Annotated in this window: 13 protein-coding genes and 1 pseudogene; 6 read left to right on the top strand and 8 right to left on the bottom strand. The window is 58.0% G+C overall.

Annotated elements, in window-relative coordinates:
• The coding region (locus BP737_RS00905; protein WP_292410969.1) for an MFS transporter at window positions 1–890 on the top strand (890 nt) is incomplete at its 5' end.
• Window positions 891–1,408: 518 nt separating this feature from the next.
• On the opposite strand, the gene BP737_RS00900 is transcribed toward BP737_RS00905, so the two are convergent.
• Entirely contained in the window at window positions 1,409–1,726 is a 318-nt protein-coding gene (locus BP737_RS00900) for a peroxiredoxin (protein ID WP_292410968.1), read from the bottom strand.
• A 497-nt stretch (window positions 1,727–2,223) separates the two neighbouring features.
• On the opposite strand from BP737_RS00900, the gene BP737_RS00895 reads away from it, so the two are divergent.
• Window positions 2,224–2,649, top strand: coding sequence for a hypothetical protein (locus BP737_RS00895; RefSeq protein ID WP_292410967.1), 426 nt, complete (start codon window positions 2,224–2,226; stop codon window positions 2,647–2,649).
• A 28-nt stretch (window positions 2,650–2,677) separates the two neighbouring features.
• Here BP737_RS00895 and BP737_RS00890 read toward each other — a convergent pair whose 3' ends face one another.
• A complete protein-coding gene (locus tag BP737_RS00890) occupies window positions 2,678–3,637 on the bottom strand; it encodes a nucleoside recognition protein (protein WP_292410966.1) in 960 nt (319 codons plus the stop codon).
• A gap of 266 nt (window positions 3,638–3,903) precedes the next feature.
• Here BP737_RS00890 and BP737_RS00885 point away from each other — a divergent pair, with 266 nt between their 5' ends.
• On the top strand, window positions 3,904–4,179 hold the full coding sequence (locus tag BP737_RS00885) for a hypothetical protein (protein WP_342685811.1): 276 nt from the start codon (window positions 3,904–3,906) through the stop codon (window positions 4,177–4,179).
• A 173-nt stretch (window positions 4,180–4,352) separates the two neighbouring features.
• On the opposite strand, the gene BP737_RS00880 is transcribed toward BP737_RS00885, so the two are convergent.
• From BP737_RS00880 to BP737_RS00855, 6 genes and pseudogenes are all read right to left on the bottom strand, one after another.
• Complete coding sequence (locus tag BP737_RS00880; protein WP_342685810.1) at window positions 4,353–4,622, bottom strand: hypothetical protein; 270 nt, start codon at window positions 4,620–4,622, stop codon at window positions 4,353–4,355.
• Between the two features lie 81 nt (window positions 4,623–4,703).
• Window positions 4,704–5,062, bottom strand: a pseudogene (gene tsaA / locus BP737_RS00875) (tRNA (N6-threonylcarbamoyladenosine(37)-N6)-methyltransferase TrmO).
• 212 nt (window positions 5,063–5,274) lie between these two features.
• On the bottom strand, window positions 5,275–6,222 hold the full coding sequence (locus tag BP737_RS00870; RefSeq protein ID WP_292410964.1) for a metal ABC transporter substrate-binding protein: 948 nt from the start codon (window positions 6,220–6,222) through the stop codon (window positions 5,275–5,277).
• A 61-nt stretch (window positions 6,223–6,283) separates the two neighbouring features.
• The gene (locus tag BP737_RS00865; protein ID WP_292410963.1) at window positions 6,284–7,114 is read right to left on the bottom strand and encodes a metal ABC transporter permease; all 831 of its coding nucleotides are present in this window, start codon (window positions 7,112–7,114) and stop codon (window positions 6,284–6,286) included.
• Window positions 7,107–7,856, bottom strand: a complete 750-nt coding sequence (locus tag BP737_RS00860) for a metal ABC transporter ATP-binding protein (protein ID WP_292410962.1) — start codon at window positions 7,854–7,856, stop codon at window positions 7,107–7,109. Before BP737_RS00860 ends, BP737_RS00865 begins: the two co-directional genes overlap by 8 nt.
• Before the next feature lie 6 nt (window positions 7,857–7,862).
• Entirely contained in the window at window positions 7,863–8,306 is a 444-nt protein-coding gene (locus BP737_RS00855; protein ID WP_292410961.1) for a formylmethanofuran dehydrogenase subunit E family protein, read from the bottom strand.
• 133 nt (window positions 8,307–8,439) lie between these two features.
• On the opposite strand from BP737_RS00855, the gene BP737_RS00850 reads away from it, so the two are divergent.
• The 3 genes from BP737_RS00850 to BP737_RS00840 all read left to right on the top strand — a co-directional run bounded on the left by BP737_RS00850 (window position 8,440) and on the right by BP737_RS00840 (window position 11,001).
• A complete protein-coding gene (locus tag BP737_RS00850; RefSeq protein ID WP_292410960.1) occupies window positions 8,440–9,129 on the top strand; it encodes a class I SAM-dependent methyltransferase in 690 nt (229 codons plus the stop codon).
• Between the two features lie 559 nt (window positions 9,130–9,688).
• Window positions 9,689–9,889 carry a hypothetical protein gene (locus tag BP737_RS00845; RefSeq protein ID WP_292410959.1) on the top strand — a complete coding sequence of 67 codons (201 nt, stop codon included), beginning with the start codon at window positions 9,689–9,691 and terminating at the stop codon, window positions 9,887–9,889.
• A gap of 71 nt (window positions 9,890–9,960) precedes the next feature.
• Window positions 9,961–11,001 (top strand): class I SAM-dependent DNA methyltransferase, encoded by a 1,041-nt coding sequence (locus BP737_RS00840; protein WP_292410958.1) that lies wholly within the window; start codon window positions 9,961–9,963, stop codon window positions 10,999–11,001.
• The last annotated feature ends 98 nt before the right edge of the window (window positions 11,002–11,099 follow it).

Raw genomic sequence — 11,099 nt, 5'->3', positions numbered from 1 at the left:
CCCTGGGCATCCAGTCGATGGACGTTAAAAAACCCGTTCTGACGCACCGGTTCGTTATGGACTGGACCGGGGCCGCAACCTTCACCGTCATGGTCACCTCCTTCATGGTGTTCCTGAGCCTCATCGCCGGAGATACCGTGGACGGCATTCCTGTTGCAATGATCGGGGTCACCTGTTGCGCGTCAATCATTGCCTTCATCCGCACCGAACGGCGCCACCCCCAGCCGCTGCTCAACTTCGCGATCCTCGGGCGGCAGGCATTCACCCGCCCATTGTTTGCCATGGTGGCGTTCTTCTGCGCCCTCTTTGTTGTGGAGGTCTCACTGCCCTTCTACCTTGAAGATGTCTGGGGCTTCTCCGCCATGCAGGTCGGGCAGGTGTTCATGCTTATTGCCGGCATTCTCACCGTCGGCTCCCCCCTCGTGGGGAGACTCTACGATAGGAACCCGCGAAGCCACTACACGATCGCAGGACTCGGGGTCGCGGCAACAGGGCTTGTTGCTTTTGCTCTCTTCGCAGATTCCATGAACCTCCCGCTCATCCTCGGTGCGCTCGTGGTCTTCACCCTCGGGTTCACCCTCTTCCAGAGCCCCGTCAACACCGAGATTATGCGGGGCCTGCCGGTGCAGCAGGCTGCCATCGCCTCAGGCCTGAGCAACACCGGCCGTCACTTCGCCATGACCGCCGGTACCTCGATCGCCGCGCTCATCTTCAGCATCCACCTGCACGTGGCCGGGGGCACGGGCGGTACGGATGCGGCACAGATCACCGGCTCCACCACCACTGCAATGCTGACCGCCGCGGTCCTCTGCCTCGTGGGGATCGTTCTGAGGGTGTCGGAACCGAAGAATACCCCGGATGACCTCACGGAAACCTGCACGGCGGACTGACGGTGGGTACATCCCACGGCCGGTTGCATCGGGGTGGTGCCCCCACCCTGACTCGCTAGATGGGCTCCAGCTCGGGAGCGGGTGTAACGCTTGGGAAACGGAACGTCAAGATCATTCCGTCAGAGACTGTCGCTTGCGTCTTTGAGACAGACGGGAAATGTATTACACCCGCGTCCGTTCCCCCAAAAGCAGGATATGGCCTCCGAGCCTCAATCGGAGCTGTGGTCGAGGAGATGTACTACCAGCGCGGCGATGAACTCCTCGACCTGAGACATTCAACGGGATGTCCCGCGAACTTGCCTGCACCACCGGTCGGACAGCCCCTCCCGATGACGACGAAAAAGACCCGCATCTCCTAGGCCCCGGCTTTGAGGCTCTCGAGCTTCGCCATCACCTTCCGCCACATGCCCCTTCACCTTCACCTTCCGCCACACGCCAGCAACCTTTCCCTCGGGATCGACGATGAAGGTGCTCCGCTCGACACCCATGTACTCCTTCCCGTACAGTTTCTTTGAGACTCAGGTGCCATACGCCTCGATCATCCGGTGATCGGGGTCCGAGAGGAGACGGACGGAGAGGTTCTGCTTCTCGGAGAACCGCTTGTGGCTCTTGATTGAATCCGGACTGATGCCAAAGACCGGGGTGTTTTGACGGGCAAACACCTCCATCTCATCGGAGAAGGATCGGGCCTCGAGCATGTACCCCGATGAATTGTCCTTTGGGTAGAAGTAGACGACCACATAGGCACCCCGCAGATCTGTGAGGCAGACCTCCTGGTCATCCTCGTCCGGGAGGCAGAAGTCAGGTGCCGGCATGCCTGTCGAGAGTGCACTCATACCAGCGGCTGTCATTCCTGAGGATAAAAGAATGTCGGAACGGCCGTGTGTTTCTCTTCCAACCAGACGAAAGATACCGAGCAGCAAAAAGCCGGCAAATCGGATTCTTCAACAACTCCGTGAACAGGACATCATTACCGTCCTCGCGGAGGACGGGGGGCGGCGTGCCACGACATACGTATTTTCGCGCCTGCTCGCCATCACCGAGGGAAACCGGTTGTGAGTATCCAGATATCCACAAGCAGATTTGTGTATATCAAAACCCCGATCCAATATCCACAACGGATCTTGTGTATACTCGAGTATACACAAACCATCTCCGGGAAGCGGTTGCGGGACGCCTATGACCCACAACAACTTTGGTGCGGCATGAAATGCACTGTTGTGTCCCACAAAAATTCTTGTGCGACACCGGTGACACGCAACGATCAGAGCCGATCGGCCGCCGAAACCGCGGTTTGTGGCCCCTCAAATGACTGCACAGAGGCGTAACCGTCATGGACCCTCACTTCTGCTGCCGCTACATCGGCGACGGCACGCCGCCGTCGAACCGTTACTGCCGGGTCTGCCCGCACGCGCAGAAAGCCTGCGACCGGCTCTGGCTGCGGGTCCTCGATCTCGCCGCATCGAACAGCGGAGATCCGGTCCCGCTCCCCGGGACGCGAGCAGTCCTCTTCCCGAACCCGAAGAACCCCGACATCGTCCGGCTGCAGGTCAACTGCCGGTGGGGTCTCCCCAAGGAAGACTTCCTGCACTACATCGCCACCGGCCATGCGAAGATGGGGCGGCGGGGGCAGCGGAGCGACCCCCGCGCGTCGCCGAGCTGTACCCGGCAGGAGCCCTACGTGCAGGCGATCGTCGAGCTGCTCGGCGGGATGAATATACCGGAGATCGGGGCGATCCGGGAGGTGCAGGATGGGTGAGATGCGGAGAGAATCGTCGGGAAGGCGATCACCCCCACCCAAACCCGTAAGCCAGCACCACGACCAGGATGACCATGATGCCGTTCCTGAGTACCGTCGAGATGAGCATAACCTCCGTCCCGGTCCGCAACCCGAAGATCGCCACGTAGGATGAACCAAGCCAGCGGATACCCCGCGTTACACTGGTGAGGACGTTGCCGACGAGCAGGGTGAGGATGACCTGCTGCCAGGTCATATCACCCGCGGCGAGCAGGGCGGACGCGACGCCCGCGCTTGCTACGAAACTGCCGAACTGGGCCGCGATGATGGCGAAACCTTCCGGGGGCACGGGAAAGACCGCTCCGGCGCCCTGCATCATCCCGGCAAGCCGGTCAAAGACGCCCGCGTTGAGGAGAAACGCGACGATGATGATGGTGGGGACGGTGACCGAGAGCAGGCGCCCGAGGACCTTTCTGGAGGACGTACACGCCGTTCGCAGTGCTTCCCGGAACGTCGTGACGGCCGGTTCCTCCGCGGGACCGACCGGTGTGCGTGGAGGGGGGTCGAGAACGGTCCGGCCGACGACCATGATAACCACAGTCTTTGCTAGGCCGACGAACATCAACAGGCCGAAGTAGATGAGGCCGGGGATACCGAGGAGCGGGATGTAGACCGGGAGGAGGTAGCGCCAGTGCATGACGACCGTCGGAAACGAGTTCATGGTGGCTGCGATGATCAGTTCCTTTTGGGTGATGATCTCCTGTGTATGATAGTCCACCAGCATGGAATTGGCGGCAGGGGGGGAGACAAAGGCCATGAGAAAACTGGTACCGCACTCCTCCTTCAGACAGGCAAACGAGGTAAGCGGGCGGGAGATGGCCGCAATCCTCCCGGCGACATTCAGGGCGACGAGCACTTCGGCCAGGAAGACGCCGATGATCATCATCGGGACCGTTTCGCCGAGCAGATCGGCCGCCAGCACCACCGTTTGAATGATACTCTCGTACATGGCTTTTCCCGGGATCTCTGCACGGCAGCGCGTCCTGGAGATATGAAGATTCTGGATTTACAATCTAATAAATAATTATATTTCAGCCTTAGAATTCCAAAATATATGATATAACGTAATATTAGTAGCACATGACTGCAGGGACACGTTCCGTACCTACCGGTTCTCCGGTTATGACGGGGGGCTGACGGGAGTAGTAATAATCTTTAAATAGTCATACTCATGCAACTATCGCCGCACAAACTGAAAACGCCCTGCCGCTTCCCGTGGTGCTCATCTCGACGGTCTCGAAAGCCGGGGTCCGCAATGCTGCCCTGTGGGGGAATACCACGCCGATATCATGGGACGCGATGTCGCGGGAACTCTGGCCTATCCTCCACGGCTCGCCGTATGCCTCCTCCCCTAAGTGTGACACCCTCTACAATGTGCTGTATTCGATGGGCATTTATCCGAATATCGAGACATTCCCCCTCCGGCACGTCAACCGTTTTGCCGACCTCGACGAGGCGGTCGACTACTTCGCGCCGAGGTGTTTTTCGTGACCGGGGAGCAGAAAGAGGTGCTCAGGCGGTACCTGGGGCGGTATGTCAGGTCTGGGGAGATTCCGTTATCGTCCCGGGGGATTCGACCCGGGTGAAGATCTGGTGGGAGAAGGCGGATTCGTAATCAGGCCGGAAAAAGATTTTCATGCCGACCTGCAGCGACTGCGCCCTCTCTATGAAAAAGACCGACACCGACGGAGAAGGCGGGCGGTGTCCTTCCCGGACGTTTCGGCCGCGTGGATGATGCCGTAAGATTCAAAGATACGTCCATCGGGCGGCATGCCCATATCCCCGCGGGTCCGGGAGCGGATGCCGTTCATGCGGCCCGAACACCCGGCGTCACGCTGATCCCATGCTTGCCGACACGGCACGGCCGACCGGATTGAAGTGAAGGTCCGCTCTTTTGCAAGGCTGCTTCCGGTCACCCGGTACCCTTCAAACACCGGAGCGCATCTGGGGCAATCCGTAAAAATGTTCTAATACCATCCGGATATGCAAACTGCCGGACCTCTGTTCGCATCCCCTCACTTCGGGCAGTCGATCTCCTCCGAATAGGGTTTGATATCGAGGACCGGCGTCCCGTCGAGGGCATCCAGCCCCCGGACCCGGACTCTCCCGCCCGTTATGTCGACGATGTCGACGAGCGAGAGGTGATCGGGTTCGGTCGATTGGGGGAGCGGGTCGCAAAGACGCCGTGCTCCACCGGGTTGTGCGGGGGCGTTGCGCGGAGCACGCTCCGGTCGGCCCGGTCGAACCAGCAGAGCACGAAGAGGTGCTTCTTCTCCTCGCTCCTGAATAGGCCGGGGAGGTACCGCTCGTCGATGACGATCTCAGCTTCGGTGTCGGTCAGCCTGCCCTGCCGCGGGGCATCCTCCTTCTTCATATACGGCGAAGAGACGTACCCGATGGGATTCAGGTCGACATTCATGATGCTCTCTTCCAGGAAACGGTGGCGATACGGCATCCAGATGCAATCTCCTGGCAGGTATCCCCACCATCCCGGCAGTTCGACGGCGATACGCCGGTTTTCTTGAGTTCACTCTGTGGCTCCATGACTTTTCCTCCATAGTCAAAAGATAGCAGGGAGAGTAGTTACTACCGCCTCCGGGCGAACAGTAAGAGGGCGCCGCCTCCCAAGACCGCCGCAACGGCCAGGGTTCCGGGGAGCGGGGCTCTGGTCTCTGCCGATGCGGCAGCCGCCTCTTCCGACGCAGCCTGCACCGGGGTGACCAGGCCCTTGTTGTAGCGGATGACGTCGGGGAGCGAGTCGACGCCCGGGAGCGACTTGGGGAAGTTGGTGAATATGACCCGTTCCGCAGGCACCCCGTTGTCGTGAAGCGCCTCCTCAAGGCCCTTTGCCAGTTCTCCCGACTGCATGTTCTCGATGACGTACTTCACGTTCCGGTATTTTTCGGGATTGTTGTAGATATCGCTGACGACGGCCTGCGGCGTGAATCGTCCGCCCTGATAGAAGTCCGGTGCATAGATGGACACCAGGTTCAGTCCGAGCCACTCGATCGCCGCATCCTGCTGCCAGACCATCACTACGGCATCCCGTCCGGGAATTGCCTCCCGTTCCTCCGAGGTCAGATCCGCAGCGTCGATCTCTGCAAGGTAATCGTTCAGCCGCGCCTCGTAGTAGGTCCGGTTTGCCGGGTCTGCAGCGATCAGCCATCCCGCTACCTCGCGGGAGAGGGTTTTTGCTCCCGACGGCGTGTTCCAGGTCATAGAGGGATTCTCAAGGGTCACCCACTCGACCGTGCCGTAGTCGTTGGCAGCCATGAAGTCGGAGACATACGGCATCACATAGGACTGATCGACCGACCCGTTGTGGGCAACGAAGAGGTCGGCATCACGGATGAAGTCCTTCTCCAGCTGGATACGGTTTGGGATGATGTCTGCCTGCATGTGGGGGCAGATGGTCGGATCGGCTATGTAGATGGCCTCGACCTTCTCTCCGCCGATATACTGGGCCGGGTCCCAGAGAACGGTAGTCGTGGAGACCACCGAAAGGGCACTCGCCCCCGGTGTTATGAAAAGCAAGAATAGTAGGAGAGATAAAATATGAATTTTATACATATTGAGAATAGTTATGACTTTAATATTAAGTTTTTCGAAACGTGACGCGCCGCCGGGGAGAGAGGAACACCGCGACGATGAAGACGACGGAGAAGAGAACGGCGGTCAGGGGGGCGACCGGGAGGGAATATTCCAGGCCGACGAGGGCGCCGGATATGCTGACTACTGCAGCCACAATCGGCGCGACCACGAACATCGCGGACAGCCGGTTGCAGAACTGGAGAGCGACTGCCGCCGGAGTAACCAGCCAGACGTAGAGGAGGAGGCCCCCGATGATGGGGAGGCAGAAAGAGACGGTGAGTGCAATGACAAAGAGCATCGCATAATAAACCGGTTTCACCCGGACCCCGACCGACTCTGCAATCCGCTTGTCGAAGATGATCGCGGTGATCTCCTTGTAGAGGATAACGATAACGGCGATCGCCACGATACAGATGGCTGCGAGAAGGTATACCTCCTCGCGGTAGAGAGAGATAACGTCCCCGAAGAGGAGGCCCATGGCGGAGAATCCCTGCCCGAGGGTCTGCATGTAGGCGATGAAGAAGATGGCCACGGCCATGCAGATCCCGAACAGCAGCCCGAGCGCCGTATCGGGAGAGACCCGGGCCTTATCCGAGAGCGGGCCGATGAGGAAGGCGACGCCGATTCCGGTGACGATGGAACAGACGGTCGGATTGAGGGAGAGGAACATCCCCACCGCCGCGCCGGCAAAGGCAGCATGGGCCATGGTAAACCCGATGGAGGAGATCTGCACCTGGGTGATGATCACGCTGAGGACGGCGCAGGCGACGGAAGCGAAGAGCATGGCCTCCACGGCATGGCAGACGATGTTGTTCTGAATGATGAACTCAAGCATGCGACGCCCCCTTTCCGGCACTCCGGACGACCTGCTCTACCTCTTCCGGGGAGCACTCCCGGCTGGCCACGATCTTCCCCTCCTGCATCACCACAACCCGCACCGGCCCATCGGGCAGGTCATCGAAGGCATGAGAGACGATCAGCACCGTTACCCCGCTCCGGACAAGGATGGCGAGGAGGCGGTTGATCTCCTCCCGGGCAAACATGTCCAGGTTGGAGAAGGGCTCATCCAGAAGGAGGACCTCAGGATTGCGGGCCAGGTTCTGCGCCATGAGCACCTTCTGCTGCTGCCCGCCGGAGAGTTGTCCAATGGGTCGGGCAGCGAGATCCTCGATGCCGAGCAACTGCAAGGATCTTGCCACCGCTTCGTAGTCCTCCGTCCGGGGCTTCCGAAAGAGTCCGATCATCCCGAAGCGCCCCATAAGGACGACCTCCTCGACCGTGAACGGTGTAAGCGGATCAAAGGCAAAGTTCTGGAGGAGGTAGCCGACCCGGCACCGCACCTGCACCCCGTCCTCCCGCACATCCTGTCCGCATACGATAGTTCTCCCATGAGTGATGGGGAGCATCCCGTTGATTGTCTCGAGCAGCGTGGTCTTCCCGGCCCCGTTCGGGCCGCCTATCACCACGAACTCCCCCTTTCCTATCGAGAGGGAGATGTCCGTCAGGGTGGGGCGATCAGCCCCTTCATAAGCGGTGTACACGTTCTCAAGCCTGATGACAGGGTCCGATGAAGTCATGGCCCTTCAGGACGAGGAGAGGTCGAAGAGTTCATCGTCGCGCTGGCAGTACATCTCCTCGGCCACGGCCTCGATTGAAGCCTCGTAGTCCATATCCTGCTTCGGGAGGGGGAACGGGCGCGGAATGACGGTAATCTTTCTCCCCTCCGCCTCAAAAACGCAAGCGACGGTCTCCGAGGGGACGATCTCGATGTTACGCTTCCCAAGCGTACACCCGCTCCCGAGCTGGACCCCGTCTGCCAGACAGGACTGAGGAGGCGTCCCGGCGCAGTGGACTCTGGCCTTCATCCTGAACGGGTCGCCACAGAAGTTACTCCGGACATACTTCCCGATCCGGTATCCAAGGACGATATATGGGCCAAGGTGGCCGTGGAATGCGGCAAGGTCGGCGACGGAGAAGTCGTTTTTGATGTTATAGTATTTGCAGTGAGAATGGGTCTCTGCATCCATGGATTAGCGTCTGTAAAGATAATATTTAATAATTGTTCATTCAGATTACGTATGAAATGAATGCAATTAGTTATCACTCTATTCTGGAGTTTTCTCACGACATAGAACAATCGTACAGGAAGGCCGGTGAAGGATGAACGAAACGTACCAGGTCCACGGAGTCATGGAGGCGGAAGACTACGACCGTATCATCAGGGCTATCGTTCCCGGCCAGCCTCTCCTCCTTGCCACCATCGTCGATTACCTGCCTCCCCATCCCCGGCGGGTCCTTGAGCTTGGCTGCGGGACCGGAATCCTCACCGCGATGATACGGGAGGAGTGTCCCGGTGCGGAGATAACCGGGATCGATCTCTCCCCGGAGATGCTGAAGAAGGCGGCGGCAAAGCCGGAACTTGCGGAGGTCAGGTTTCTTGCACAGGATCTCCGGGATGCATGGCCGGAGGGCCGCTACGATGCGATCGTCACCTCGCTCTGCCTCCACCACGTCTCAAAAGAGGAGCGGGTTCTGGTCGCCCGCCGGGCGTTACGGGCGCTTTCGCCCGGAGGGCGGTTCATCTGCGGGGATATCTTCCGCGCCAGGCACGACTGGGAAGAGGAGATCCAGAGGGAGATCTGGTGCCGGAACATGAAACGTGGGAGAGCCCCCGACGACGTTGTCCGGGGTATGATTGCGCAACGTGAGGCGAATATGCCCGGTTTCACCACCGTTTCGGAGTTCCAGGACATGCTGACCGAATCGGGGTTCGACCGTGCGACCGTGCCGTTCACCTCGGGTTTCGTGGGCCTGGCGGTGGGGTTTGCAGGGAACCCTGTAAAGAGTTGACGGGAGATACTTCTTCATAAGTCTCCTACCTCGGCCATCCCACGCCCGCGAACACCTATATGCAGAGACTACCGCACGCATTTAGGTCGGCCCAAAACATCTCGGCTGGGAGGGGGACACCCACTCGAAACTCTTCGAGTTTCTCGCGCTCCGGCTCTACGACCAGTCGCTCACTCAAAGCCCCCCGTCTTCTCGAACTCCCGCCGTGCCGGCAGTTGTTCCTCGCGTGGCGATATCAGGATAAAGGCCGTTTCGCCATTTAGGCCTCTGTTCGGACCCAGATGGAAAACACATGACATACGGGTGCTCTGATCAAGGCACAGCAAAGGTTTGCAGACATTTTTGGGACGACCTCACTTTGAATTTCCGCAAAAATCCAAAATAATTTTGGCTAATATTCAATCCACCCGACAATGAAAAGAAATTATGGCGGCAAATGCATCGGCAGCAGTTCAAAATCTGTTGAAAAAAAGCGGTAAGACAGAATTCTGCGGTGAAACATAGCCGCTCTCGTAAAAACACAGAAACTTTGCATCAATGGAAAAAAGGACGAGAATAAATGATGGAAACTGCAAAATGCCCCGGTCTTTCAAGAATGATTGAACCGGCCGGGCATAAGAGGGCTACTATCCTGGCACACCGGGTAAGTACTATCGCGGATGTTGACAGGAAAGTTATGCCAAAAGACGGTAGAGTTACCGAATCCGGACCACATAAAGAGCCCTGTAAAGAAAAGGGGCGGTACTTCAGGAGATATTAGAAACAGGAGGTGGCGGGAGGATGGACGCTTGAGTCCCCCATTCGCACACCGAGTTCCCCGGGGGTACATTCATGAAAAAAATACCCGAAGTAAAGAATGATTTCAAGGAATTATACGGCAGATTACTCACAAATCAGGAGACAAATATATTCATTGCAGCAATAGAACTGGGAGTGTTTCAGGAGCTCTCCGAGTGGAAAAGCCCTGAAGAACTGGCGGAAGGACTGCACCTTAACCCCACAAAAACCTCAGTTTTTCTGAATTCACTGGCCTCACTGGACCTGATTGAGAAGAAAGACGGTCGGTTTAAGAATTCATCTGTCGCAGATGAATTTCTTGCGGTAAAAAACGACATCTATCTCGGAGATTTCTTGTTGTCCTGCTATCAGTGGTACAACATGTCATCCGGCGATATCTGCAATCTTGTACGAAACGGCCCGGGGGAACGGTGCATGCCGGAGATAGTGAGGTCCTGGTCGCAGGAGTCCGAAGAGATGTGGGCAGGGCAGGCGAAGTTATCGGTAAATTACCAGCGTTCAGGAATGGTGCAGCTGGCAACGCGTCTTGTATATTCGTTGCCGGAGTATCCTTCGTTTAAGAAGATGCTCGACCTCGGCTGCGGTCCGGGGCTCTTCGGCATATCGATGACCATGAGCCATCCGTCCATGACTGCGGTTCTCTTTGACCGCCCGGCTGTCGCCCGGGTTGCCGAGAGAGTGGTGGAAGATTATGAAATGAGCGACAGGATAGAAGTCTTGCAGGGTGATTACATCACCGGTCCTATCGGTGAGGACTATGACCTGGTCTGGGCCTCGATGACTCTCGATTTTGCCAAAGACAGGATGAACGAAGTGATAACGAAGATCCATGATTCTCTTAACCCGGGCGGGGTCTTTGTCAGTTTTTCAGATGGAAAAACAGACGAGGGAACAAAACCGAAAGAGATGGTGCTCGGAACGCTCATGCCTGCACTTTACTGGGATAACCCGGGACTGAATGAAGGGATAATTGCCGGCTCCATGATCGAAGCAGGTTTTGCATCGGTACGGAGCAGGACTTTGATGACACCCATAGGAGAGGTGATGCTGGATATCGCAAGGAAGCACGTTTGAGTCAGAGGTGCTCCCGAAACACCTCAGCCGGGAGGGGGACGCCTTTCGAAGAACTTCGTTCTTCTCATGCACCCGCCGTTTCGCCGGGTGCACCTCCC

Source organism: Methanoculleus sp. UBA291 (genome assembly GCF_002499755.1).
In the GTDB taxonomy this organism is placed as follows: domain Archaea; phylum Halobacteriota; class Methanomicrobia; order Methanomicrobiales; family Methanoculleaceae; genus Methanoculleus; species Methanoculleus palmolei.
Note: the sequence above shows the minus strand (reverse complement) of the source record. Positions and strands in the feature narration are given on the sequence as shown.

Bases quoted from the DNA above. Each gene is read 5' to 3' on its own strand.
- BP737_RS00890 (WP_292410966.1), bottom strand. From the start codon at position 3,637: ATGTACGAGAGTATCATTCAAACGGTGGTGCTGGCGGCCGATCTGCTC.
- BP737_RS00850 (WP_292410960.1), top strand. From the start codon at position 8,440: ATGAACGAAACGTACCAGGTCCACGGAGTCATGGAGGCGGAAGACTAC.
- BP737_RS00855 (WP_292410961.1), bottom strand. From the start codon at position 8,306: ATGGATGCAGAGACCCATTCTCACTGCAAATACTATAACATCAAAAAC.
- BP737_RS00865 (WP_292410963.1), bottom strand. From the start codon at position 7,114: ATGCTTGAGTTCATCATTCAGAACAACATCGTCTGCCATGCCGTGGAG.
- BP737_RS00845 (WP_292410959.1), top strand. From the start codon at position 9,689: ATGATGGAAACTGCAAAATGCCCCGGTCTTTCAAGAATGATTGAACCG.
- BP737_RS00900 (WP_292410968.1), bottom strand. From the start codon at position 1,726: ATGAGTGCACTCTCGACAGGCATGCCGGCACCTGACTTCTGCCTCCCG.
- BP737_RS00860 (WP_292410962.1), bottom strand. From the start codon at position 7,856: ATGACTTCATCGGACCCTGTCATCAGGCTTGAGAACGTGTACACCGCT.
- BP737_RS00840 (WP_292410958.1), top strand. From the start codon at position 9,961: ATGAAAAAAATACCCGAAGTAAAGAATGATTTCAAGGAATTATACGGC.
- BP737_RS00895 (WP_292410967.1), top strand. From the start codon at position 2,224: ATGGACCCTCACTTCTGCTGCCGCTACATCGGCGACGGCACGCCGCCG.